Raw genomic sequence first — 25,439 nt, 5'->3', positions numbered from 1 at the left:
AACCATCTGAGGATGAATAAAATGGCAAATGATACACAAGCTGTAGGCAAAGTAACCCAGGTAATCGGCGCTGTTGTGGACGTCAGATTTGATACGGCTCTGCCTGAAATTCTGAACAGTCTTGAAACAAAAATCGGCGATACAAGGCTCGTTCTTGAAGTAGCCCAGCACCTCGGTGAGCGCACCGTTCGGACCATTGCCATGGACTCGACAGAGGGTCTTGTGCGCGGTCAGGATGTTTTGGATACGGGCAACCCGATTAAAGTACCCGTCGGTGAAAATACATTGGGTCGTATTATGAATGTTATTGGCGAGCCGGTTGATGAAGCCGGTGATATCAGTTCCGACCAAACTCGTGCCATTCACCAAGAAGCGCCGGAATTTATCGAGCAGTCCACAGAAGCTGAAATGCTTGTCACCGGCATTAAGGTTGTTGATCTGCTCGCACCTTATGCCAAGGGTGGTAAAATTGGTTTGTTTGGCGGTGCTGGTGTTGGCAAGACCGTTTTGATTATGGAGCTGATTAACAATGTTGCGAAAGCGCATGGTGGTTATTCTGTTTTCGCCGGTGTTGGTGAGCGTACGCGTGAGGGGAACGACCTTTACTGGGAAATGATTGAATCCGGCGTGAATGTTGAAAAAGGCGGCGAAGGTTCAAAATGTGCGCTGGTTTATGGGCAGATGAATGAGCCGCCCGGTGCCCGTGCCCGTGTTGCGCTGACTGGTTTGACAGTTGCTGAACATTTCCGTGATGAAGGTCAGGACGTTTTGTTCTTTGTTGATAATATTTTCCGCTTTACGCAAGCCGGTTCTGAAGTGTCGGCTCTGCTGGGTCGTATTCCATCTGCTGTGGGTTATCAACCGACTCTGGCGACGGATATGGGTGCTATGCAGGAGCGTATTACGACAACAACTAAAGGGTCTATCACTTCTGTTCAGGCGATTTATGTGCCTGCTGATGACTTGACCGACCCTGCGCCTGCGACGTCGTTTGCCCACTTGGACGCCACCACTGTTCTGTCGCGCTCCATTGCAGAAAAAGGTATTTATCCGGCTGTGGATCCATTGGATTCTACCTCTAGAATCATGGAGCCCCGCATTGTCGGTGATGAACATTACGGTGTTGCCCGTGAGGTTCAGGAAATTCTTCAACGTTACAAAGCCTTGCAGGATATTATCGCTATTCTGGGTATGGATGAGCTTTCCGAAGAGGATAAGCAAGTTGTGTCTCGTGCGCGTAAAATCGAGCGTTTCTTGTCACAACCTTTCCATGTTGCTGAAATCTTTACGGGTTCGCCGGGTGTGCTGGTTGACCTTGCCGATACCATCAAAGGCTTTAAAGGTCTGTGTGCCGGTGATTATGATCACTTGCCGGAGGCGGCTTTCTACATGGTCGGCACAATTGATGAAGCAATCGCCAAAGCTGAAAAACTTGCTGCGGAGGCGGCATAAGCATTATGAGCGAACGTCTTACATTCGATATGGTGTCTCCTGAGAAACATCTGTTTTCTGCAGAGGTTGATGTTGTCACCGTGCCGGGAAGCGAAGGCGATTTTGGGGTGCTTGTCAATCACAGCCCGATGATGTCGGTGTTGCGTCCGGGCATTGTGCTGGTCGAAGACGGTGGAACAACCACGCGATATTTTGTTCAGGGTGGATTTGCGGATGTGACCCCGGATGGCTTGACCATTCTAGCCGAGCAAGCGCTTGCGCTAGATGGTGACGATAAAGACGCGCTGCAAAATGCGGTTACCGAGGCGAGAAGCCGTGTTGAGTCAGAGACTGACGAACAGAAGAAAGCCGAAGCTGAAAGCGTTTTAAGGGTTTTAGAAGAAATCCTGTAAAACTTAAGCTCTAAGAGAACTTCTATCTAGTCGAAAACGACTGTTTTACCTTCATTTAAAAGTATACGGTGTTCGGTGTGTGCGCGTATCGCCTTTGCCATAACGCTTTGTTCAATTTCTTGCCCTGCACCAATCATGTCCTCAACAGACATATCATGCCTTACTGGAACAACCTGTTGTGCAATAATTGGACCTTCATCGAGATTAGGCGTTACATAATGAGCTGTTGCACCAATCATTTTGACGCCGCGGTGATAGGCCTGACTGTAAGGTTCAGCTCCTTTAAAGCTAGGCAGGAATGAGTGATGGATATTGATAATCTGTCCAGGATAGCTATTGGCCATATCCGTTGAGAGAATTTGCATATATCTGGCAAGAATTATCAATTCAGCTCCTGTATCTGCAATGATTTTCCTGGTTTTATCTTCTGCATCCTGTTTGGTATCGGATGTAACAGGAATATGGTGGAAGGGAATATTTTCGCGGTTTACGATTTCGCGGGTGGTATCATGATTGGAAATAATAGCCGCAATATCCATTTTTAATGTGCCGATACGTCTGCGATAAAGCAAATCAACGAGGCAGTGATCGAATTTTGAGACCATAATAACGGCTGGGGTGTTGACGTTCATATCAAATAATTTCCAGTCCATCCCGAATTGGTCAGAAATTTCTTTAAACTCTTCTTTTAAATCCGCCTGTTTCACATCCGATGAAGGGTCTGCTGTCGTAAAGGCGACGCGCATAAAAAAGCGTCCGGTTTTTAAGTCCCCAAATTGATTGCTTTCTAGAATATTCAAACCGGCTTGATGGAGAAATGAGCTTACTGTGGCAACAATACCCGGGCGGTCAATACAAGATAAAAGTAGGGTGAATTTTTTCATTTCAGGATTACCTATTTTTTTGATAGCTAAAGCTGTCACCGATTTTTTGTAACAGGTGGTCTAAAGCCGTTTTGGTCTCATTGGCTGTTTCAGACGAATTAGAGAGACCATCCGTTAAATTTATTAAAGGTGTATTATAAGCAGGGTCGTAAAAAAAAGCTAAACTTTGCCGTGTTCGTCCGCTTCGGTTATTCACCTTATGAAGTGTAGAACGATATTTACCACCGGACCAAAATGCTAACATGTCCCCAATATTAACGATAAGTGTATTTTCAATGGGGGGAACACTCAACCATGTGCCGTCTGGTATGGCGATTTCAAGGCCTTCATTATTGTCTTGAGCGAGCAGGGTCAGGCACCCAAAATCCGTATGTGCGCCGGCACTCAGGGCGGTTTCAGCTTGGTTGAGCGCCGGGTAGCGAATAGGGCTGAGTGTTGCCATTGGTTCGGAGTCTGGACGGGTGAGCCAGTGATCAAAATAATCAGTCTCAAGGTTTAACGCCATGGCAAAATACCGCATCACCTCGAGTCCGGTTTCACAAAAATAATCATAAGTCGTCAACATGGTCTTTTTCCATAAGGTTGAGTCCATTGCTGGCATTGTTTCTGAACTTATTTCAGGCCACTGATTTGGGCCGTGTAGCGGCGTGCCGTTGGTCACAAGTGGGTGGGTGAGAGGCAGGTCGTTACCGATTTTAAGACCCTCTTTAATATCCCCTTCCTGTTGATGAACCGGGTCGAGAACCTCGCCGCCTATCGCATACCACCCCCGATGACATTGCGAGTTTTCAATAGCAATTTTATTCTTCTCGTCGGTGGGAAGGTCAAAAAACTTTGTCGCTGCCTGAAAGCACTCGGCGATAAGATGTTCTGGGATTTGATAGCCAGTGAGATAAAAAAAACCATATTGACGTGCCGCATTATCAATATCAGCCGCGATTTTCTTCTTTTGCGCGTCCTGAGAACCCTCAGATAGGGAGATGTCTATTATCGGTAAGCTTGAATTAGGCATGAAGCCTTTTTAAGCCCGTACGTTGCCGGATGCAACAAAAGGGGCAAACTGTGCTGCGATACTCAAATAAATATCGTGCTTGAAATCCACCACCATATCGGGGCATTCACCAAGGTGTCGCCATGTCCAATCGTCAAATTCCTTAGGTTCGGTAGCTGAGATATTTATATCTTCATCTGTGCCTTCAAATTGCATAGCGAACCATTTTTGTCGCTGACCTCGAAAGCGGCCTTTCAACGCTTTGCCGATAAGTTCTGGCGGCAAATCATAGGTCAGCCATCCCGGTATTTCATAAATCACACGCGCCTTAGTGACGCCCGTTTCCTCTGCTAGTTCGCGTCTGGCGGCGGTTTCGGGGACTTCACCAGTGTCAATACCACCTTGTGGCAATTGCCAACGCGGGGCATCTGGGGGCAAGTCGCCCATGACCCGGTGCCCAGACCACACCAGCCCATCGCGATTAATCAATACAATACCGACACAGGGACGGTAAGGTAAAGTGATGTCTGTTTGTGACATTTATCAGTTCTCTAGAAGACGTTGTTTTGAGGCATCCATTGCCAGCATAATTTCAATAGCTTTCTGGAGTTGCTTGTCTTTTTCAAGCTCCCGGGGAACATATGCAAAAGATTTACCTTTTTCTTTGGTTTTGTCTTTAGCTTTGACGTCCGCGTTACCTTCAGATGACTCGTCTGATTTATACTCATTGTCATCTTTTGTATCTGTGTTGCTCTTATCATTTGAGTCATCTTCAGACTTATTTGTTTTTGCGTCTGGGGTTTCTTTATCATTTTCCGGACTGCTACTGAGATGCCCTCTTAAACTTGCCTCGCTTCGTCTGGGGCGGGCTTTTATATCTTCAGGCAGTTCCTGATCAATAATCACGTCAGGCGTTACACCTAAAGCCTGAATTGAACGACCTGAAGGTGTAAAATAACGTGCTGTCGTCAGTCTTAACGCACCATCATTTGGAAGTGGAATAACAGTTTGGACAGACCCCTTGCCGAAACTTTGCGTGCCGACAACTAAGGCACGATGGTGATCTTGCAAGGCACCAGCAACAATTTCAGATGCTGAGGCCGAACCGCCATTTATCAAAACCAGCACCGGTGCTCCTTTGGACATATCTCCGCGACGTGCATTAAAGCGGATATTGTCTTCGGCTTTGCGTGCGCGTGTGGAAACAATCTCACCTTGACTGAGGAAGCTGTCAGAAACCTTTACTGCTTCCCCCAATAAGCCGCCGGGATTATTCCGTAAATCAAGAATATAGCCAGCGAATTTCTCTTTTCCTGCAGCAGCAGAAAGCTCCGCCATTGCTTTGCGCAGATTTTTGGTGGTGTTTTCATTAAAAGTTGTTAGCCGAATATAGGCGATTTGACCTTCAGGGCCTTCAGCACGATAACGTACGGCTTTAATTTCAATGATATCGCGAATAATATCAATTTCGAGGGGGTCTTCTTCGCCTTCGCGCAACACCGTTAGGGTAATCTTAGTACCAATCTTGCCGCGCATAATATCAACGGCTTCTGAGAGTGTGAGGCCGAGAACATCCTCCCCGTCCAATCTTGCGATGAGGTCATTTGTGAGAATGCCCGCGCGCTCTGCAGGTGTGTCAGCAATAGGGGCAACGACTTTCACCAGGCCTCTTTCCATAGTGACTTCAATGCCAAGCCCGCCAAATTCCCCCTTTGTTTGAACTTTCATGTCCTCGAAATTTTTCGGCGGCATATAGGCAGAATGGGGATCAAGTGATTGCAACATACCAATCATTGCGGCTTCAATTAGCTCGCGGTTTTCCGGTTCATCTACATATTCGCGCTGTACTCTTTCGAGAACACCGCCAAATATTTTTAGCTGTTCGTATAAATCTTCCGACTCAGATTTGGCGTTGGATGCAGGCTGAACATCCTCCGCCATCGCCCTAAAAGTGAGAGTGGGCGCGAGCAGGCATGTTAGTAAAACTGTAAAAGTGATTAAGGAGGGAGTGCGTTTCATATCTATCTTATGTGACCTATCTTCGACTAAATCGACCAGCTGAAACCACATGATTTCATGTCTATCTATACCATGAAAGCGCGTCTTGAGGCTGACCTTTATATCTTATTTCCATATAAAGCGTTTTTGGTGCATTTGTAAGGGGTTCGGGGATAATTTGTCCGACAGGTTCCCCAGCCAGAATAACTTGACCAACATCCACGGAAATCTCACTTAGGCCTGCAAAAAGCAAATGATAGTTTTTGCCGACTCCGAGAATGAGCATATTACCATAATCGCGAAAAGGACCCGCATAGAGTACCTGCGCGTCATACGGGGCAGTTACAAGTGATTGTACGCGGGTCGTCATATACGCGCCCTCACGCCCGGTTTCGGTGTTTTTGCGGATAGTCTCCGGTCTGGAAAGCAATTTTCCAGAAACGGGAAGGGGGAGCTTCCCTCTGGTGCGAGAGAACCCTTTAATTTGATTATGCTGTCTGGCGCGGCGTTTCTCCAGCTTGGTGACGAGATCCTTCAGGTTTCTGGCCTTGGCAGCCAGTTCTTTTATTGCGGCCTGCTCGCTTGCCGCTTCCTGACGTCGTGAGGCTTCAGCCTGTTGTTTTTCTGCCACGAGCACATCAAGTTTTGCGCGATCATTTTCAGCTTTGATTAAAGCATCGTCTAGTTCTTTTTGACGTTTGACAATCTGGCGACGAATGGCAGACAACTCATCCAGCCGCGCATGGATTTCATCTACTTTTTGTTTAAGGTTTGGTACAATACCTGCCATGGCGAGTGCGCCGCGAATGCCCTCTAGTGCGTCATCCGGCCTGACAGCAAGCGCTGGCGGGATAGATTTTTCAAAACGTTGCAGCGCAGCTAAAGACTGAGAAAGATTCACGCGGTCTTTATTTAGAGCTGCGATTAAATTGTCTTGTGTCATTAATAGCGCATCTAGTTTTTTGTTGATATTGATTTGTCTTTGCTCATTAGCCCGGATTTGCTCGGCAATGAAAATCATATTTAACTGAAGTTTTCGGCGTTGCGTCGCAATTTGCTCAGCCTGCTTTTCGAGTTGAACTCTTTTCTCGTCTCTCTCTCTTATTTCTTTTTCAAGGCTCTTTAATTGGCGTTTTTCTTTCGTCTGAGCATGAGCCGGATGTATCGCCATGTCCGGCATAGCAAAAGCTATGCATGAGCCAAATAAAAGAAATGCGACAATCACTCTTGATTTCAAAACGGTCTCCAAAAGCGCTTTAATCCCTGTGATAGGGGTGATTGGTTAGAATAGACACGCCACGCCACAACTGCTCAATCAACATGACACGAACAAGCTGATGCGGCCATGTCATTTTACCAAGGCATATTTTATCTTCTGCCAATTCAAGCACAATTTCGGATAAACCGTCCGCGCCACCAATAACAAAACAAAGATTTTGAACACCCTGGTCGAGATTTTTTTGTACTAAATTTGCCAGTTCTCGGCTGGTTATATGTCTACCATGCTCGTCAAGCGCAATGAGTTTCCGATTACTTGGTATTTGTGAGATGAGAAGTTCAGCTTCAAGGTTTTTTTTGTCATCGCCACTGGTGCGTTCTTTGGCCTCAAGGATATCTATATGCGAAATACCGATTTGCTTGGCTTGCCCGCGTAATCTTTTGAGATAATCCGCAACGAGCTCAGATTCGGGGCCTTTTTTTAGGAGGCCAATGGCACTTATGATGAGGCGCATTTAATTAGGTAACGGCTGACTCATTGGGAATATCCACATCCCACATTTTTTCCAGATTGTAGAAATCTCTGACCTCAGGCCTGAAAATATGAACCACAACGTCACCGGCATCTACCAACACCCAATCACAATTTGGTAGCCCCTCAACCTGAATATTTTTTAGGCCACGACTTTTTAAATTTCTAAGGAGGTGATCCGCCACCGCGCCGACATGACGTTGAGACCGCCCCGATGCAACCACCATATAGTCAGCAAAAGCTGTTTTTCCGCGCAGGTCTATGGTTAGAATCTCTTGAGCCTGGTCATCATCAAGGCTTTGAAGGATATTTTGGATGAGACTGGACTCGTCGTCAGGCAACAAACGTTTCATCCTTATATTTTTTATGGGCTCTGGTTAGAAGCATTTTTTTATTTAGCCTTAATATTCGGAATTTTTCAATATTTTAAGAAGATTTATTTCTAAGGGTAGTTGATGAGATGTCATCCATCTTGCCGGTAAGCAACACCCATGCAGGCGCATCAATGGTTTTGAGGTTTGCGGCTTGGTCGATAGCAATGCGATAATCGCCAAATTGCTGCGCTGCCGGGCTGAGACCGGCTTTGACCACATATCCCGGGCGTGGATAAATCGCCATCGGAATATCGTGCATTAAAACCTGCCAGTCTTTCCAGTGATGGAGAGAAGCCATATTATCCGCCCCCATCAGCCAAATAAATTTCACCTGCGGATAAATTTGCTTCAGTTTTCTGACGGTATCGACTGTATTTCGCGTGCCAAGACGGGTTTCTTCATCAGAGATGTAAACGCGGTTATTAAAAGAACCAACTAATTCCCGACAGGCATTTAGGCGGTTTTCCATCGAGTCTGGACTGCTGGTTTTAAGAGGGTTTTGAGGCGCGACCAGCCACCAAACCACGTCAAGGCCGAGTGCTGCTTGTAGTTTAGCACTTACCAGAGAATGTCCTTTATGCGGCGGGTCAAAACTTCCTCCGAACAGACCGACTGTCATGCCGGGTGTAAAAAGTTTGCGCCTGTTGAGCATTTCTATCGGGGGCGTGTTTGCCCGCTACCCCGTACCTGGTATTTGAATGTTGTTAGTTGTTCTAACCCGACAGGGCCTCGTGCGTGGAAGCGTCCCGTCGCAATGCCAATTTCTGCCCCCATGCCAAATTCACCACCATCGGCAAATTGCGTTGAGGCATTATGCATAACAATCGCGCTATCAACACCATTGAGATAGGCTTCTGCGGCAGATGCATCTTCTGCGATGATGGCTTCGGTGTGGCCCGAGCCATGAGAAGCAATATGGGAAATCGCATCTTCAACACCCTCAATAAGTTTAACGGAAATAATGCTATCGAGATATTCCGTGTCCCAATCTTGCGCTGTCGCCGGAACAACACGCTTATCCACATTTGCGACATCCTCATCACCGCGGACTTCGCATCCTTCATCCAGTAAGGCTTCGATAAGCGGCTTTAAATGCGTATCGGCGCATTGGCGGTCTATCAACAAGGTCTCCGTCGCCCCACAAATACCTGTACGGCGCAATTTGGCATTTAACGTGATGTCTTTCGCCATCTCAATATCAGCAGAGGCATGAATATAGGTGTGACAAATGCCATCCAGATGCGAGAAAACAGGGACACGCGCATCATTTTGCACACGCTCTACAAGGCTTTTACCGCCGCGTGGAACAATGACATCAATCGTGCCCTCTAGCCCTGCCAGCATCATGCCAACGGCTTGTCTGTCGGGGGTTGGGACAAGCTGGACGCATGTTTTAGGCAAGCCAACACCTTCAAGCGCTGCGTCAAAACAAGCTGCGACGGCCTTCGCTGAATTTTGAATTTCAGAACTGCCGCGCAGAATAACTGCATTGCCGGATTTTAGGCACAGTGCGGCGGCATCAGCAGTCACATTCGGGCGGCTTTCATAAATCACCCCAATCACGCCCAGAGGCACACGCACACGAGAAATATCCAGCCCGTTCGGGCGATCCCAGCGTGCCATCACATCTCCCACAGGGTCAGGCAGGGCGGCGACGTCTTCCAGAGCTTTGGCGATACCTTCAACGCGGCCTGCATCTAGTGCGATACGATCCAGACGTGCATTATTCAGACCTGCTTCTTTGGCAATATCCATATCCAGCCTGTTAGCAGTCAGCAGCTCTTCGGTTTGCGCGCGCAAATTTTGCGCGGCGGCAATAAGTGCATTATTTTTTTGCTCGGTCGTTGCTCTCCCTAGTTCGCGTGCGGCAATAGCTGCTTGTGTGCCCATAGCGTTCATTATTTCTTCAAGTGAAGTGTTAAGCGTCATCCTCTCCTCCTCGATTTTGTGTCATTACCAGATTATCTCTATGTACCATCTCAGTTCGACCGTCATATGATAGTTCATTAACTATTTCTGTGGTTTGCTTGCCCATAATTTTTAGGCCAGTCTCGGATGAATGCTCCACCAAACCGCGTGCAATTTCAACACCATCTGGCCCTAATATGGCAACACAATCACCTCTTTCAAAGTCCCCTGAGATACTTTTTATCCCAATCGGCAATAGACTTTTTCCGTCTTGCAAAGCGTTGACCGCGCCGAGATCTATATGAACATATCCGCCAAGTTGAAGGCTGGCGGCAATCCAATCCTTTCGAGCTGTGCGCGGGCTGGCTTTAGCACCGAATAGAGTGCTTTTGCCCTTTCCATCCAAAATGTTGCATATGGGGTGAGCTTCACGACCACTCGCAAGTATCATGGATGCGCCGGCATCGGTTGCTATACGAGCTGCCTCGAGCTTGGTTTTCATTCCACCGCTCCCAAAATGTCCGGCATTTTCTCCTGCCATAGCGAGTACATCCTGTGTAATATCAGGTATCTCCGCAATATGGGCCTTAGCATCGCCAATGCGGTCGGCATCGCTGTAAAGCCCGTCAATATCGGATAGTAAAACCAGACAATCCCCCGAGACCATGCTTGTTACGCGCGCCGCCAGCCGGTCATTATCGCCATAGCGAATTTCCTGCGTTGCGACGGTATCATTTTCATTAATCACCGGTACGGCGCCTAAATCCAGTAAAGCATTGAGTGTGCTTCTTGCATTCAGATAACGGCGTCTTTGCTCGGTATCCTCGAGAGTGAGGAGAATCTGCGCAATTGTCATGCCTTGGGGACTCAGCGCCTCTTGCCAAGCATGTGCCAGAGAAATTTGTCCTGCAGCTGCAGCGGCCTGACTTTGTTCCAAAGATAAAGGTGCATCTGAGAGACCAAGACATCCTTGTCCAAGCGCTATCGCACCTGATGAGACCAGAATAACATCTTGACCGCGCGCACGTGCGGCGGCGAGGTCCTCGCCCAGCGTTGCCATCCAAGCCGTGTTAAGCGACCCGTCTTTTCCCTGCATCAGCAATGACGAGCCAACTTTTACAATCAGTCTCTTGGCCTGCGTTAGCGTCGTGGCTGTTTTATGTTGTATCTCTGTATTCATCTTGTTTACGAGCGTTAAGGTTTCCAGCTTCCGCTTTGAAGGTCTATAGCTGCGTTTCTTTGTGAAACATGCTCCAGGATATCCGAGAGAACTTGTTTAACGCCATCGCCTGTTGCTCCCGAGATTAATTGTACGTCTTTGCCGCTGGCTTTTGAAAGTGCTGATTGTTTCTCTTTCAAGATTTCAGAGTCAATTAAATCACATTTGTTAAGCGCCAGAATTTCCTTTTTATCCGTCAAGCCATTCTCATAAGCGGCAATTTCCTCTCGAATTGTTTCCCAGTCACCGACCACATCATCTTGTGAGGCATCTACCAGATGCAAGAGTATCTCACATCTCTCAACATGACCGAGAAATCTATACCCCAGCCCAGCCCCCTCGCTTGCGCCTTCAATGAGACCGGGAATATCCGCAATTACAAATTCATTGCCTTTAACCGCAACAACACCGAGATTTGGATGCAGGGTCGTAAAAGGATAATCGGCAATTTTTGGTTTGGCGCGACTGACAGAGGCCAGAAAAGTAGATTTACCAGCATTAGGAAGACCAACCAGACCGGCATCCGCAATGAGTTTCATGCGCAACCATATCCAAGCTTCCCGTCCTGGTTGCCCCGGATTTGCATGACGGGGGGACTGATTAACCGGCCCTTTAAAGCGTGCATTACCAAAACCACCATTGCCACCTTTGGCCAGCACAATCTCGTCGCCAATCTCGGTTAAATCCCCGATAAGTGTTTTTCCGTCCTCTGCAAAAATTTGTGTTCCGACCGGTACTTTTAAAATTTTGTCAGGGCCATCTGCGCCAGTACGATTTTTACCCATACCATGTGTGCCGGTTCCGGCTTTGAAGTGCTGCTGGTATCTATAGTCAATTAAGGTGTTGAGGCCATCTACACATCTGACAATAACATCTCCCCCACAGCCCCCATCGCCACCATCAGGGCCACCAAATTCGACATACTTCTCACGCCGAAAGCTAATGCACCCCGCGCCGCCGTCACCGGATTGAATAAATACTTTGGCCTGATCAAGAAATTTCATAACAGTTCATTATACAGATTTGTCTATCAAATAAAAAAGGGAGACACAGCGATCTCCCTTTAAAATTCTTAGGTCGTTTAGCTGCGTCACTTTATTCCGCAGGACTCTCCGGTGCTGTATCAACAGACACATAAGTCCGGTCTCCGGTTGATTTGGAGAAGCTGACTTTACCTTCAGTCAGGGCAAAAATTGTGTGGTCTTTGCCTATACCAACATTTTCGCCGGGATGCCATTTGGTGCCGCGCTGACGAATGATGATATTGCCGGGAATAACATGTTCACCGCCGAATTTTTTAACGCCGAGGCGTCGTCCGGCACTATCGCGACCGTTACGGGATGAACCACCTGCTTTTTTATGAGCCATATCAATTACTCCTTATCAGCTTGTGCGTCGGATGCGGATTCAGAAGGGGCTTCGTCAGCAGCTTTCGCCTTTGCTTTAGCCTTGCTTGCTGATTTACTAATCGCCGCAATTTTTACCTTTGTAAGATGCTGTTTGTGACCGAGTTGACGGTGGTAATTCTGACGTCGTTTGAATTTAATCACATCGATTTTATCGCCACGAACCTGATCGAGGACTTCAAGCGTAACGCTGGCACCCTTTACAAGAGGATCTCCAATTGTTGGAGATTTACCGGCCTCACCAATCATCAAAACTTCATCCAGCTTGATTTTGTCGCCGGATTCACCGTCAAGGCGTTCCAGTTCCAAAACATCATCTTTAACTACCCGGTATTGTTTCCCACCGGACCGTATTACGGCATACATGATATACATCCTTAAATAGGCAAAACACTGCGCGATACTTAATCGCACAGTTAATGGCGCAATATACATTTCCAACTTGCCAAGTCAAGCGGGATTAAGGGTTTTCTGGCGTCATTATGATTGAGCCGAAACCTTGTAATCTATTTTATTTTCACTGCTTTTTTTGGGGCGAGGTGCTGTTGAATTTTTTAAACGGGTTTCAAGATGGGAGGCAAAAATCTCTGTTGCGCTCTGCCAGCTGAAGTTTTCCGCATATTTTCGAGCTGATTTCCTGGAAATATGTAATGCCGACTCACAAGCCTTTTTTAAATCATTGTCCATGACCGCAGATTTGGTGTTTCCTAACACATCAATCGGACCATCTACTGGATAAGCCGCAACCGGTAATCCGCATCCCATTGCTTCGAGCATAACGAGACCGAATGTATCGGTTTTGCTGGGAAAAACAAAAACATCTGCAGATCGGTAATAATCCGGCAGTTCTTCCATTGATTTCATGCCGAAAAAGGTAACATCTGGGTATTTTTTCTTAAGCGATTCCAAATCAGGGCCATCACCGACCACCCATTTTTCACCTTCCAAATCAAGCGAGAGAAATGCTTCTAAATTTTTTTCAACTGCAACCCTGCCAATCGAGAGATATACAGGGTTTTTCTTACTCGGAAATGTGGCTTTTCCCGGGCTAAAAAGGTCTAAATCTACGCCGCGTGGCCATAAAACAGGATTGCCGATCCGCCAATCCTTTAAAGCCGTGATTACAGCAGGGGTTGGCACCATGACTCTTTCTGATTTTTTATGAAACCAACGCAAGAATGCATAACTAACACTCAGCGGGATGCCTGTTCGGGCTTTAACATATTCCGGAAACCGTGTGTGATAGGCGGTTGTGAAAGGCATATTTATTTTAACTGCATAGCGACGGGCGGCGAGGCCAAGAGGCCCTTCTGTTGCGATATGAAGCGCATCAGGCTCATAGTCCCTGATTTTTTTCCGTATGGCAGAGTTTGCAAAAGGGGCAATACGTATTTCAGGATAACTGGGTAAAGGAACGGAGAAAAAAGGCTCCGGGGTGATCATCTCGACATCGTGTCCGGCGGCAATAAGGCACTCACGGGTTTTAAACAATGTGCGAACCACTCCATTTACCTGAGGGAACCAAGCGTCGGTAATGATAAGAATTTTCATAATTTAACTGGCCAGTGCCGTTTCCGGTAGGTCTTCATCGTCAGGCAGAATTTCTACGATGTGATCCCAATAGATAATTTCGAGACGACCATCATAATGCTCGACCAAGGCTGACAGGGACTCCACCCAATCTCCATCATTGGCATAAAGAATGCCATCAATGTCACGAATTTCAGCCTTATGAATATGCCCGCACACGACCCCGTCGCAGCCTTTACGTTTGGTTTGCGTGACCATCACTTTTTCATAAGTGCTAATAAATGAAATGGCGCCTTTAACTTTATGCTTAAGATATTGTGAAAGCGACCAATAAGGCATTTTTAACAACCGCCTTAATGAGTTGAGATAGTTATTAACGATCAGAAGAGTTGTATAGGCAATATCTCCTAAATGAGCGACCCAGCGCGCATGTTGCATAATGCCATCAAACTTGTCGCCATGAACGACCCAGAGACGCTTTCCATCGACAGTTTCGTGGATAGCTTCATCAAGAATTTCGATATCGCCAAATTTCATATCGACAAACTGACGCGCCGCCTCATCATGATTACCAGGCACATAAACAACACGCGCTCCTTTACGTGCTTTCCTAAGAATTTTTTGAATCACATCATTATGGGTCTGAGGCCAGAAAAATTTCTTTTTAAGACGCCAGCCGTCAATAATATCGCCGACAAGATAAATTGTGTCAGCTTCAGTGCGTTTGAGAAAATCAAGCAGACTTGCTGCTTTGCACCCTGCAGTACCGAGGTGAATATCAGAGATCCAAATTGTGCGATATTTAGCCGGTCCAATTTGGTCGTTATTTACAAAAGACAAACGCGAATCAACCATGCCTATCTCATAGTTGGATTCGATTACAAAATTGTGACAAGTCGAGGGTTAAATGTAAGCGTTTGTTAGCTTCTATTCGTCGATAATAATTTCCTCACCAGATAATAAGCAAAGGCCGCGCCTAAAAATTGAGAAATGACGAAAAAGGGCATGTCAACCAGCCTGATGCCTGAAAAGCTATCCGTAAAGCTTCGCCCCAATGTTACTGCCGGATTGGCAAAACTCGTTGATGAGGTGAACCAGTAACCTGCCGTGATATAAAGACTGACCAGACTGGGGACACTTTCGGGTTTATGCCTTAGACCTGTCAGTATCGTAGCGACAAGACCAAAAGTCGCGATACTCTCTGAGAGCCATATATTGCTTCCAAATCGAATTTTGACACCGGTCTGAATCAAGCTTTGGTCAAACATAGCATGGGCAAGTATCACCCCCGCGATGGCCCCTAAGCACTGAAAGATAATATATAGTGCACAACGAGCTGTGCTGAGTTCCCTTTTAAGCCAAAATACAAAACTGACTGCCGGATTAAAATGAGCACCTGAAATCGGCCCTAAACAGGTTATCAGCACATAAAGTATGCCTGCGGTGGCAAGCGTGTTGCCGAGTAAAGCCACTGCCGCATTACCTTCAGCAAGTGACTCGGCCATGATTCCTGAACCGATAACTGTGGCAACCAGAAAAAGGGTGCCGATAAATTCGCTGGCAAGTTTACGCACATCAAAAATCATTATTATGGCTTTCTTTAATTTGAAACCCGGCTTTAATTTGAAACCCGGCTTTAATTTGAAACCCGGCTTTAGCTTTTCAACCTGGTTGTTAATTCATCGTCAATTTTACGGATAATCATGTCGCAAACATCCTCGAAATATTCTCGAGTGGATGCCTTGTCTCCAGAAAATTTTGCAGGATCAGGGAAGGGCCAGTGATGGGTCGCCGGATGTCCTGGCCAAACAGGACAGGCTTCCCCAGCGGCATTGTCACAAACTGTGACAATATAATCCATTTCTACCATAGGAATCTTGCCACTTTGCAAACCGAAAACATCCCAGTTTTTGGAGTGATAACCATCTACTGAAATATCTCGGCCTTTTAACACGTCCAGAGCCATTGGATGAACAGCCCCAGTCGGGGTGCTTCCGGCGCTATGAGCTTGCCAGACATTCTTATATTGATGGTTAACATAGGCCTCAGCCAGAATGGATCTGCAACTATTTCCAGTACATAAAAAAAGAATATGCTTCATGGATACGCCATTCAAATTGCTCTGAGCGCCTATATACAGGCGCAAAACGGTTGATTCATTAAATGCAATGAGACCAAACTGTCAAAAGTCTTATGACCGAATTGTTACGAAACTGTTTCAGAGAATAGGTTTTTTGATTTTACGGCGAGCTATTGACGGTGGAGATAACTTCATCCGTGGTCATAATCCGCGCCCATAATCGCCCGAGCATGCTCAAGGTGCTGTCTTGCATTTCCTGACTATCCGTGCCTGTGGCATCGCTCACAACAATAACCTTATATTGTAGGTCACAAGCTTCCATGGCGGTCATACCGACACAATTATTTGTCGAAACACCAACGCAGACGAGCGTGTCCACACCGGTGGCACGCAGCACCGTGTCGATTTTGGTGGAACAAAAAGCACCCATGGTGGTTTTGTTAAGTACCGGCTCATTGGGTAACGGTGTTAAATCGGCTACGATTTCATGTTCCTGCTGGCCTTCGATATTATTTGTTGCGGTGACGATTGGCTTCAAATGCTGAGGTACATCATGCGCGTCGGGTGTTTCGGCGCCGTAAGTAACGTAAATGACCGGCCAGTCATTATCCCGAAAGGCGGCAAGAAGTTTTTGAATATTTGGCACAAGTAATTGTTCGATGCGGTCAAACCTGTAGCCGGCTTGCTCGGCTTTACCGCTTTCTGCAAGCAATTTGCCAAGCCCCATATTTCGGTTGCCTGTGGCGTTTTGCATGTCAACAACGATAAGCGCTGTTGAAGATGGGTTAATTTCTATGGGTTGTGTGAATGCATCAATAAAAGTTGGTTGGGTCATGCTTACAAATTAATGACAATAGTCCGGACTTTCAATATGATAATGGTAATTAATGGGGGATAGGATGAGTAATTTTGATAAAGCAGGTTATGGATCGTACAATATCGGCATAGGCGAGAAATGTGCGCTTTTGATTGTTGATTTTCAAAACGGGTTTACCGACTCGTCCAGCCAGATCGGTGGGTCGTCGCATGTAAATGCAGCGGTTGATAAAACCGTGAAACTTGTGAAATTTGCGAGAAGCGTAGATATGCCTATTGCCTCCTGCCGGACAAGTTGGAGTGGGCCTGAAGAAATGTCTTATTGGAAGGTTGCGCCGCTTTTCGAAGGTGGGTTTTTCCATGGGCATAAATTTACAGAAATTGATCCGCGCCTTTCGGATCCGGATAATCATTTTGAATTCATTAAATCCGCACCGTCCATATTCTTCTTGACCCCGCTACTTACATGGTTGACTAAGCATAATATTGACACAACGATCATAACCGGATGTACGACAAGCGGATGTATCCGCGCTTCTGTGATTGACAGTTTCTCATATGGCTACAGAACTATTGTTGCCGAAGATTGTTGTGGCGATCAGGATGCGGATGCGCATGCGGACAACATCAGAGATGTTGGCAGACGGTATGCCGACATCATGACATGTTCGGAAATCATTTCAGCTTTAAGTTAAGCCTGACTTAAGCCTTAAGCGGAAAAAAGAGCTTCAGCGATATTGTTCCGGCTTTCAAGAGTCAGAATACTATCCGAAAGCCGTGCCATATCGCCATCCGTCATATAGGGTGCGCACAGGCTGTTAAACTTAAATAAAAATTCATCGCCGGACATGAAGTTTTCTGGCTCGCCCTTTGGAATTTGGACAAAGCGTTCATAGCTGTCCTCACCAGCATGGATTTTAACCTTGGCGCTCATATTTTCAGGGCTAAAAGACTCGGCTTCTTCATCAATATAAACATTGATATTTTTGCAGAGTTCCAGTGTTTCATTATCGTCAAGACATTCTCGGTAATCATCCCAGACCAATCCCTGCTTTTTAAAAGCAACAGCGGCACTGAAAGGCATGGAGAATTGACCATCCACAATACTTTTGGGCTGTTGTTTTTGATCTAGCGGATTGCCGATAATGCCATAACCTCTTTTGGAAAGACCGACATCGATTTTAATACCGCTGTGTGCGTTGAGATTGTTTTCATCAAGAATATCTAGAATCCCGTCAATCGCGGCATGGCTGTAACGGCAAGACGGGTAGGGCTTTACACCCAGTGTCATTGTCTTCCAACTTTTGCCGAGACCTTCTGTTGCCCGATCATGATTGGCGACACTGCTGTAGCTGTTAAAAAAGCCCCATTTGCCTTCAAAGGCCTCTTCAGGTCCTTTGAAACCTTCATGGGCATAGAAAGCGGCCATCAACCCATTTTGGGAGGCCTGACCGACATGCAGTCTTTTTGTCCAGGCACCATCCGTTAAAAATTGCATGGAGCCAGCAGACTGACTAAGCGCGATACCAAAAGCATATCTAAACTGCTCCCCAGTGAGCTTGAGAATTTTACCGGCAGCAGCAGCGGCAGCAAAAATCCCGCATGTTGCCGACGGGTGAAAGCCACGCTCATAATGGTCAGCTGCACCAACTGCCTCGCCTAAGCGGATATGGGTTTCGTAACCAACGACACAAGCGGTCAAAAGCTCACGACCAGAAGCGCCCGTTAATTGCGCGGCGGCAATCGCTGCTGGAATAATTGGAGCGCTGGCATGAACCGAAGCTTCGGCATGTGTGTCATCGAAATCGAGCGAATGGGCCAGCGTGCCATTAATGAGGGCCGCTGCTGCGGGGGCATAATTTTGGGTGTCACCAAAAACGCTGCAATTGCCGTTTGTCAGGCCAAGCTTGTCGATACCCGCGAGTAAACTATCTGTCGACTCGCTGTCATGCCGGGCGCGGACAATAATGCCAATCGTATCCAGAAGAAGAAGCTTGGTGCGGTCAATGACCTCCTGAGGGATATCCTCATAGGTAATGTTTTCACAGAATTCCGATATAATACGGGTTGCTTCAGACATAATTATCTCTCACTCATAAATTGCGGTAAACGCGCATGATTGTGCTTTAATCGGTTTGCATCAATTCAGCAGGGCGATATTTGCCATGCTCTATTCGGGTGGTCTGGGTGGTAAATCAATATTGAAATGCCGTTTTAGAATGTCGCTGATGTTCTCGTAGCAACAGCCAAAACGAACCACCTCTAGAGTTTCGACATTTAAAAGAGTCGAGGACATGCCCTGATGGGTATATTTCACAGGGCCGTAATTCACGATAAAGTCTGCGGCGTCTTTAATCTCATCTTGAATATCTTCAACACGGAAGCGTGTGCCAGTTGTTGAAACATTGGCGGATGAACCAAAGAAAAGTTGACCGGCTTCGAAAGAAAGACGTGTAATTTCTGCATGAAATCGTCCGGCATTTGTAAGCATGGCAAGTGTATTGTCTACCGTGCTGCGCGTATAAAGCTCTTCTTCAATCGTACCAAACAACTCATGTTCAGGATTACAGGGCGCGATGATGCCCAATGGCAAATCATAGTCTTCAACAATAGCGGAAACGATTTCGCGCCCCCGGCTTGTGCATTCATGTAAGGAGCGATGGTGGTCCATATTTCCGATAAGTGCATTATATTTCGTATTTGCACGCTGCTTGGTATTGAAAATATGCATAACAGGGTCAAGCCCCTTGCCCAAGAAAGCATAGCCAACATCCATTGGTAGAATACAAGTGCCGCCGCCCATAATGACGTCAAAGGCCTGCTTTGCGTCTTTCTCAATAGCTAAAACGCCCATAATAAATTCCCTCTATGAAAATGTGTAAAACCCACATTGCCGCTTACACGACAATGTGGGTTTAATGTTATTCAGCGGCCATGCGGCTTTTTGAAAAATCTGGTGCTGCAGGTGGCTCCAGACCTGTTTCTTTGAGGCAGTTGGATCGAAGTTCTTCGAGTTCATCGCCAAAGTTAAACAGTTTAGCCTCGGACTTATTAGCTGCTTTTTCAGCTCTCAATTTTTCCGTAGCGGCTTCATCAACGGCACCATTTGAGATAACCACACCATAAATGTCATTTGCGGCTTCCAGACTGACAAGACCTGAGTTTACATCTTTCAGGACGCGCTCTGTTTCTCTTGTTAGCGGGTCGCCGACACCGCCGCCACCCCATGTGTTGAAGTAGAGAATGTCACCGCTTTTCACTTCAAAACGGTCACATTTTGACGGAAGCATTTCTGTTTCACCGGTAGCACGCACCAATTCTTTTGTACTACGCCAGCCAGGATTAGCGCCGTTAACGCCCCATGGGTAGGTTAACCAACGGTCATCATGAATTGAGATTTCTCCATCCTCAAGGAATCTGTAACCCATGCGAATGCCGTTTCCACCCCGGTTATATCCAGCACCGCCTGAGTCTGTAATTGACTCATAGGTTTCAATGCGAAGCGGGAAATAGGCCTCAAGAAACTCGTTAGGCACGTTTTTAAAGCCTGGCCATAGTGAATGGCCATCAGGCCCGTCACCAATTGGCCTTGCCGGAATACCACCAAAACCAATTTGGTAAAGCTGATACCATTCGCCATTTTTATCATAACCGGAATACATGAAGTGCGGACTGTCAGAGAACCCGGCACCACAAAGGAAGTCAGGATTTCCTTGACCAAGCAACCCACTGAGAACATCAAAGATACGTCCCAGTGCATGTGTCCGGCATGAAAGTGCTGCTGGACGTGTTGGTTTCAGCAAAGACCCCTCAGGGATGCGGACATCCATATAGTCGTAAAAACCGTCATTGAAGAGAATTTGTGGATCAAATGCGGAAATCATAAATGTACCGCAGAACATCTTGAACATTTCCTCATTCAGCAGGAAGTTAATCGAGCCGGGACTTTGAGGGTCGGTTCCGTCAAAGTCGAAAATGACTTTTTCGCCTTCACGCCACATTGAGCATTTGATTTTATATGGCCCGGATCCCAGCGCATCATCACAAATGTAATCTTCGAAGGTTTGAACCTCCTCTGGCACTGTTTCCATGATTAGTTTTTGCATGGCGCGGCAATTCCGTTCCAGCAATTCGTCAAGTGCAGAATAAAAAACATCATCACCAAAACGTTCGGCCATTTCAATGCAACGACGTTCTGCAATGTTACAGGCGGCAATAACGCCTTTGAAGTCACCTTCGTTCCAATGCGGCATACGCGAGTTACGCAGAACAATTTTAATAATATCGTCTTGTAATTCGCCTTTTCTGAAAATCTTGACGGGTGGCACAGCCACACCTTCTTCAAAAATCTCACGAGCTTCGTTCGGCAATGAACCTGGTGCACGACCGCCAATATCGGTCATGTGACCAAAATGCGCCGCCCAGCAGAGGTGGCGACCATCTTTATAAACCGGTTTAATGACAAGATAGTCATTCAAGTGACTCACCGCACCGCCACAGCTATAAGGGTCGTTGGTGAAGATCATATCGCCTTCTTCAATGACGCCTTCAAAAGCTTCCATGAAGCCGTGAATAAACGAACCGAATTGTCCAACAACCATTTTGCCATCGACATTGGCAATCATCGGAAAGGCGTCGCCCTGTTCACGAATGCCCGGTGACATGGCTGTGCGGAAAAGTGTTGCATCCATCTGTTCACGCGTATTACGAAGCGCGTTTTCGATAATATCCAGTGTGATGGGGTCAACATCTAACCGGTTGTAAGGGGTTTTGTTTGTCTCGAGAATTTTCTCATGCATGATATTAATCTCCCAATTTTCAGGATTTAGGTGACAGCAACAAATTGCGACGGCTGTCAACTTTGGCTTCATGGCCAGGGAACACAACTGTTGTTGAGTCCATTTCAGTGATCACGGCTGGGCCGTTAACAATGTGCCCGGGGTCAAGTTTGGCGCGGTCATAAACTTTCGCTTTATGCATTTCCCCATTATGGAAAATTTCATGATCCATAATAATCGCGTCATCAACCGATCCGGACGACGCTTCGCCCGAGTCGGATAATTCAACATCCGATGGCGGGCCGAGAACGATAGCGCGTAAATTGACGAATTCTTTTTCAGCATCCAGACGGAATGTGAAAAGTTGTTCGTGCATCTCGTCGAAATCTTGAGCGACGGCTTCAAATTTGCCGGCTTTTACATCGTCCAGAGACACGGGCACGGTAAGTACCAGACCCTGACCGGAATATCTGATATCTATCTCATAACGATATTCCAGAGTTTTCGGATCGAGGTTAACGGCATCATTATTACCGGAAATAGTCAGGCCGTCTCCAGCACTTTGCGCTAATTCACTAAGATCGTTAGCGATTTTACCGCCATCAGCATTTTTCATATTAACGATGATGGTTTTTGACGCTTCGTTTCTCAAACGTGTTGTCGCATCACCATATGCGCAAAGAATGCCTGGACCTGGCGGTACTATAACAGGCCATGATTGCGTCAACTCACCAAGTGCATTGGCATGCAGAGGTCCAGCACCACCAAACGCCATCAAGGAGAAGTCACGAGGGTCATACCCTTTTTCAATCGATACAAGACGAACGGCTCCAAACATGCGCTCATTGACGATTTTGACAATACCTTCAGCGGCTTCGTTAACAGTCAATCCCAACGCATCAGCAACTTTCTGAACAGCTTTTTCGGCTAAATCTTTACGAATATTCATGTCGCCGCCGAGCTTCTGGTTTTCAGGCAGATAGCCGAGGACGACATTGGCATCGGTAACCGTCGGGTTTTCACCGCCCTTATCATAAGCCGCAGGCCCGGGGACAGCGCCGGCAGATTCAGGGCCGACACGCAGAGCTTTGGTTAATTCTGGTACGTGGGCGATTGAACCGCCGCCGGCACCGATAGAGCGCACATCCAACGCACTGGCGCGGACAGTCACATCACCTACAGTTGTTTCACGGCGGACAAGGGCCTGACCGTTTTCAATCAGCGCCACATCTGTGGATGTGCCACCCATATCAAAGGTTATGACATTATTAATGCCAGCCTGTTCACCAACCCAGATCGCGCCTGAAACGCCACCAGCCGGACCACTCATAAGGAGGTTCACCGGAAAATTGGCCGCTGAAGGGGCGGTTGCAAGACCACCGTCGGATCTCAGGATCGACAAGCTCGCGCCATTCATTTTTTCACCAAATTCAGCTTCGAGATTAGATATATATTTTTCAACCTCAGGACGCACATAAGAATTGGCAACTGTGGTAATCGTTCTTTCATATTCTTGAAGTTCAGGAATAACTTCACTTGAGATTGATGCAGGAATATCCGGCATGACCTCGCTGGCAATCTCTCTGATGCGACGTTCGTGGGCATCATTTGAGAAGCTGTTGATGAGACAAATTGTCAGGGCTTCAATATTTTTTGTTTTTAAACCTTCCAGTGAGGTTCTGAGAGCATCCTCGTCGAGATTCTGAACAACCACACCATCAGCGCCCATACGCTCATCAGCTTCAATTGTATATTCCAATGGAGCAAGCGGAGGAGTCTTTTGATAATAGAGCCAGCCACCTAGACCGCCCGGCACATAAGAGCGCGCAATCTGCAGAACCTGTCCATATCCTTTTGTTGTTACAAGACCAACTTTTGCGCCTCTCCCGGTCAAAATAGCATTGGTTGCGACCGTTGTTCCGTGTGTGATGACCTCAATATCTGCCATATCTACATTGGCCAAGTCACAGGCTTTCTTAATACCGTTCAAAACGCCTTTGGAACTGTCCTCAGGTGTTGATGGTACTTTGGATGTAAAAAAACTTGATGATTTTGTATCGACCAACAATACGTCAGTGAAAGTTCCACCTACATCAACTCCTACTTTAAACATTTTTTATTCCCCCAAGTGTTAAAGGATATTTTCTACTAGTAATATTCTGAATGCTTGTTTAACAATAATAGCATCAATGATACAGACCAATAAATCAAGCTAGATTGTTATTTAAATGCAAAAAAAAACTTACAAAGCCAGATATTCGGAAATTTCCGATATACTTGTTAGCCAGATCACAAGTGGTCATTATGAGTTAGGACAACAACTTCCCTCCGAACAGGCCATGTCTGAAAGCTTTAATGTTAGTCGTTTTACTATTAGAGCCGCACTCAGAGAAATTGAAAAAATGGGTATGATTAGCCGACATAGGCGACGCGGAACTATTCTTTTATCCGACAAGCCTGTTGAACTTATCGTCCAAGAAATCAAGGGTTTTGAGGAGTTGTTTCAATATCCGCAGGACACGGTCTTGCATATGACCAAATCCAGTTCAATAGAAGCTGATATTTCACTCGCAAATTTTTTAAAAACCACGCCCGGGACAGAATGGACGCGATTGGAAGGCCTCAGGGTTACGCAGGATAAAACGCCATTTTGTATCACTGATATTTATGTTCCCAAAGAAATCAATCTCTCACTAAAAGATGTGAATAAACCTGATCGACCGGTATTTAAAATCATTGAAGAAAATTTTGGGCTACGGGCAAATGAAATAAATGCTGAAATTATGGCAGGCAGCCTTGGCAAAGAACGTGCGTCAAGATTGAATGTAGAAGCTGGGAGTTCTTCAATCATAATTGTCAGGCGTTACCGGGATGCGGGAGGGCGTCTATTCGAAGTATCGGTTAGTGAACATCCAGCCAGCAGATTTACCTATTCTTTTAATATGAGTTACAGGAGATAAGAATGTCCCAAGATAATCTGCGACCATTCACAGGGATTCGAAGTTTTCTATTCGTGCCTGGAAATCATCCTGACAAGTTGGCCAAGGTTTTTACTTATGGTGCTGACGCTGTCATTCTTGATCTTGAGGATGCCTGTGCGGATGCTGATAAAGTCGAAGCAAGACAAACTGTAATTGATGTTTTGAAAAAGCCGCATGATGGCAAAGGGTATGTTCGGGTCAATGCGATTGATACGCCCTATTGCTTCCGCGATTTAGATACAGTTATCGGCCCATGGCTGGATGGCATTGTGTTGCCAAAGCTTGAAAACCCTGAAGAACTTTTTGCAGTTGACTGGGCAATAACGGAATATGAAAAAGAACGCGAATTGCCACCGGGTCGTATTGATCTTATGCCCATTATCGAAACCGCCAAGGGCATGAAAAACCTTGAGTCTCTTTGCAAAAAACCCGGCAGAATGAAGCGCTTCTCTTTTGGTGCCGGTGACTTTACGCGTGATGTTGGTATTAAGTGGAGTGCGGATGAGGGTGAGCTTTCCTATGTGCGTGGTCACATGATTTTAATCGCACGTGATGCAGGTTTGGAACCACCAATTGACACTGTTCACATCGATCTCAAAGATGAAGATAGTTTTGAAGAGTCTGTCAAAACCGGAGTAAAATACGGCTTCCAGGGTAAATTATGTATTCATCCTAAGCAGGTGCCTTCTGTGAATCAGGGCTTTATGCCGGACACAGCGGAGATTGAACGTGCGGAAAAAATTATCTCTGCTTTTGAGGCTGCCGAGGCGGCAGGATCTGCTTCCATTCAGGTCGATGGTTATTTTATTGATTATCCGATTGTCGAAAAAGCGTATGCCATTAGGCGGCTCGCACAAACTTACGGCTAGAACGCCATCCT

General features: G+C 46.5%; 27 protein-coding genes. 5 read left to right on the top strand and 22 right to left on the bottom strand.

Going from position 1 to position 25,439, the window contains the following annotated elements:
* Positions 1 to 21: 21 nt before the first annotated feature.
* Positions 22 to 1,452 carry a F0F1 ATP synthase subunit beta gene (gene atpD / locus RS24_RS06585; protein WP_021777418.1) on the top strand — a complete coding sequence of 477 codons (1,431 nt, stop codon included), beginning with the start codon at positions 22 to 24 and terminating at the stop codon, positions 1,450 to 1,452.
* A 5-nt stretch (positions 1,453 to 1,457) separates the two neighbouring features.
* The gene (locus tag RS24_RS06580) at positions 1,458 to 1,844 is read left to right on the top strand and encodes a F0F1 ATP synthase subunit epsilon (protein WP_021777417.1); all 387 of its coding nucleotides are present in this window, start codon (positions 1,458 to 1,460) and stop codon (positions 1,842 to 1,844) included.
* 26 nt (positions 1,845 to 1,870) lie between these two features.
* On the opposite strand, the gene purU is transcribed toward RS24_RS06580, so the two are convergent.
* The 18 genes from purU to RS24_RS06490 all read right to left on the bottom strand — a co-directional run bounded on the left by purU (position 1,871) and on the right by RS24_RS06490 (position 16,819).
* A complete protein-coding gene (gene purU, locus RS24_RS06575; RefSeq protein WP_021777416.1) occupies positions 1,871 to 2,728 on the bottom strand; it encodes a formyltetrahydrofolate deformylase in 858 nt (285 codons plus the stop codon).
* Between the two features lie 7 nt (positions 2,729 to 2,735).
* Complete coding sequence (locus tag RS24_RS06570) at positions 2,736 to 3,740, bottom strand: isopenicillin N synthase family dioxygenase (RefSeq protein WP_021777415.1); 1,005 nt, start codon at positions 3,738 to 3,740, stop codon at positions 2,736 to 2,738.
* A gap of 9 nt (positions 3,741 to 3,749) precedes the next feature.
* Positions 3,750 to 4,259: an RNA pyrophosphohydrolase gene (locus tag RS24_RS06565; RefSeq protein WP_021777414.1), complete on the bottom strand. Its 510-nt coding sequence runs from the start codon at positions 4,257 to 4,259 to the stop codon at positions 3,750 to 3,752.
* A 3-nt stretch (positions 4,260 to 4,262) separates the two neighbouring features.
* On the bottom strand, positions 4,263 to 5,738 hold the full coding sequence (locus RS24_RS06560) for a S41 family peptidase (RefSeq protein WP_038300912.1): 1,476 nt from the start codon (positions 5,736 to 5,738) through the stop codon (positions 4,263 to 4,265).
* 61 nt (positions 5,739 to 5,799) lie between these two features.
* Entirely contained in the window at positions 5,800 to 6,954 is a 1,155-nt protein-coding gene (locus RS24_RS06555) for a murein hydrolase activator EnvC family protein (protein ID WP_021777412.1), read from the bottom strand.
* A gap of 19 nt (positions 6,955 to 6,973) precedes the next feature.
* Positions 6,974 to 7,450 (bottom strand): 23S rRNA (pseudouridine(1915)-N(3))-methyltransferase RlmH, encoded by a 477-nt coding sequence (gene rlmH, locus RS24_RS06550; RefSeq protein ID WP_021777411.1) that lies wholly within the window; start codon positions 7,448 to 7,450, stop codon positions 6,974 to 6,976.
* Positions 7,451 to 7,454: 4 nt separating this feature from the next.
* Positions 7,455 to 7,820 (bottom strand): ribosome silencing factor, encoded by a 366-nt coding sequence (gene rsfS / locus RS24_RS06545; RefSeq protein WP_038300787.1) that lies wholly within the window; start codon positions 7,818 to 7,820, stop codon positions 7,455 to 7,457.
* A gap of 73 nt (positions 7,821 to 7,893) precedes the next feature.
* A complete protein-coding gene (locus tag RS24_RS06540; RefSeq protein ID WP_021777409.1) occupies positions 7,894 to 8,493 on the bottom strand; it encodes a nicotinate-nucleotide adenylyltransferase in 600 nt (199 codons plus the stop codon).
* 2 nt (positions 8,494 to 8,495) lie between these two features.
* The gene (locus RS24_RS06535) at positions 8,496 to 9,770 is read right to left on the bottom strand and encodes a glutamate-5-semialdehyde dehydrogenase (RefSeq protein WP_021777408.1); all 1,275 of its coding nucleotides are present in this window, start codon (positions 9,768 to 9,770) and stop codon (positions 8,496 to 8,498) included.
* Entirely contained in the window at positions 9,760 to 10,929 is a 1,170-nt protein-coding gene (gene proB, locus RS24_RS06530; protein ID WP_021777407.1) for a glutamate 5-kinase, read from the bottom strand. Before proB ends, RS24_RS06535 begins: the two co-directional genes overlap by 11 nt.
* A gap of 14 nt (positions 10,930 to 10,943) precedes the next feature.
* Complete coding sequence (gene obgE, locus RS24_RS06525) at positions 10,944 to 11,972, bottom strand: GTPase ObgE (protein WP_021777406.1); 1,029 nt, start codon at positions 11,970 to 11,972, stop codon at positions 10,944 to 10,946.
* A gap of 91 nt (positions 11,973 to 12,063) precedes the next feature.
* Complete coding sequence (gene rpmA / locus RS24_RS06520; RefSeq protein ID WP_021777405.1) at positions 12,064 to 12,336, bottom strand: 50S ribosomal protein L27; 273 nt, start codon at positions 12,334 to 12,336, stop codon at positions 12,064 to 12,066.
* Positions 12,337 to 12,341: 5 nt separating this feature from the next.
* A complete protein-coding gene (gene rplU / locus RS24_RS06515) occupies positions 12,342 to 12,740 on the bottom strand; it encodes a 50S ribosomal protein L21 (protein WP_021777404.1) in 399 nt (132 codons plus the stop codon).
* Between the two features lie 114 nt (positions 12,741 to 12,854).
* Positions 12,855 to 13,925, bottom strand: coding sequence for a glycosyltransferase family 4 protein (locus RS24_RS06510; RefSeq protein WP_021777403.1), 1,071 nt, complete (start codon positions 13,923 to 13,925; stop codon positions 12,855 to 12,857).
* A 3-nt stretch (positions 13,926 to 13,928) separates the two neighbouring features.
* Positions 13,929 to 14,759, bottom strand: a complete 831-nt coding sequence (locus tag RS24_RS06505) for a UDP-2,3-diacylglucosamine diphosphatase (protein WP_021777402.1) — start codon at positions 14,757 to 14,759, stop codon at positions 13,929 to 13,931.
* Between the two features lie 65 nt (positions 14,760 to 14,824).
* A complete protein-coding gene (locus tag RS24_RS06500; protein WP_021777401.1) occupies positions 14,825 to 15,490 on the bottom strand; it encodes an aquaporin in 666 nt (221 codons plus the stop codon).
* A 68-nt stretch (positions 15,491 to 15,558) separates the two neighbouring features.
* Positions 15,559 to 16,005 carry an arsenate reductase ArsC gene (locus RS24_RS06495; RefSeq protein WP_021777400.1) on the bottom strand — a complete coding sequence of 149 codons (447 nt, stop codon included), beginning with the start codon at positions 16,003 to 16,005 and terminating at the stop codon, positions 15,559 to 15,561.
* A 139-nt stretch (positions 16,006 to 16,144) separates the two neighbouring features.
* Positions 16,145 to 16,819 carry a cysteine hydrolase family protein gene (locus tag RS24_RS06490; RefSeq protein ID WP_021777399.1) on the bottom strand — a complete coding sequence of 225 codons (675 nt, stop codon included), beginning with the start codon at positions 16,817 to 16,819 and terminating at the stop codon, positions 16,145 to 16,147.
* 64 nt (positions 16,820 to 16,883) lie between these two features.
* Here RS24_RS06490 and RS24_RS06485 point away from each other — a divergent pair, with 64 nt between their 5' ends.
* Complete coding sequence (locus RS24_RS06485) at positions 16,884 to 17,495, top strand: cysteine hydrolase family protein (protein WP_021777398.1); 612 nt, start codon at positions 16,884 to 16,886, stop codon at positions 17,493 to 17,495.
* 14 nt (positions 17,496 to 17,509) lie between these two features.
* On the opposite strand, the gene RS24_RS06480 is transcribed toward RS24_RS06485, so the two are convergent.
* The 4 genes from RS24_RS06480 to RS24_RS06465 all read right to left on the bottom strand — a co-directional run bounded on the left by RS24_RS06480 (position 17,510) and on the right by RS24_RS06465 (position 23,691).
* Positions 17,510 to 18,880 carry an MmgE/PrpD family protein gene (locus tag RS24_RS06480; protein ID WP_021777397.1) on the bottom strand — a complete coding sequence of 457 codons (1,371 nt, stop codon included), beginning with the start codon at positions 18,878 to 18,880 and terminating at the stop codon, positions 17,510 to 17,512.
* A gap of 90 nt (positions 18,881 to 18,970) precedes the next feature.
* Positions 18,971 to 19,654: a Sua5/YciO/YrdC/YwlC family protein gene (locus RS24_RS06475; protein WP_021777396.1), complete on the bottom strand. Its 684-nt coding sequence runs from the start codon at positions 19,652 to 19,654 to the stop codon at positions 18,971 to 18,973.
* A gap of 67 nt (positions 19,655 to 19,721) precedes the next feature.
* Entirely contained in the window at positions 19,722 to 21,599 is a 1,878-nt protein-coding gene (locus RS24_RS06470) for a hydantoinase B/oxoprolinase family protein (RefSeq protein WP_021777395.1), read from the bottom strand.
* A gap of 19 nt (positions 21,600 to 21,618) precedes the next feature.
* A complete protein-coding gene (locus RS24_RS06465) occupies positions 21,619 to 23,691 on the bottom strand; it encodes a hydantoinase/oxoprolinase family protein (protein WP_021777394.1) in 2,073 nt (690 codons plus the stop codon).
* A gap of 115 nt (positions 23,692 to 23,806) precedes the next feature.
* Here RS24_RS06465 and RS24_RS06460 point away from each other — a divergent pair, with 115 nt between their 5' ends.
* Both RS24_RS06460 and RS24_RS06455 read left to right on the top strand, forming a co-directional pair.
* Positions 23,807 to 24,538 carry a GntR family transcriptional regulator gene (locus RS24_RS06460; RefSeq protein WP_021777393.1) on the top strand — a complete coding sequence of 244 codons (732 nt, stop codon included), beginning with the start codon at positions 23,807 to 23,809 and terminating at the stop codon, positions 24,536 to 24,538.
* Positions 24,539 to 24,540: 2 nt separating this feature from the next.
* Positions 24,541 to 25,428, top strand: a complete 888-nt coding sequence (locus tag RS24_RS06455) for an HpcH/HpaI aldolase/citrate lyase family protein (RefSeq protein WP_021777392.1) — start codon at positions 24,541 to 24,543, stop codon at positions 25,426 to 25,428.
* Positions 25,429 to 25,439: the final 11 nt, after the last annotated feature.

It is taken from the genome of Candidatus Micropelagos thuwalensis (assembly GCF_000469155.1).
GTDB classification, from domain to species: domain Bacteria; phylum Pseudomonadota; class Alphaproteobacteria; order RS24; family RS24; genus Micropelagius; species Micropelagius thuwalensis.
Note: the sequence above shows the minus strand (reverse complement) of the source record. Positions and strands in the feature narration are given on the sequence as shown.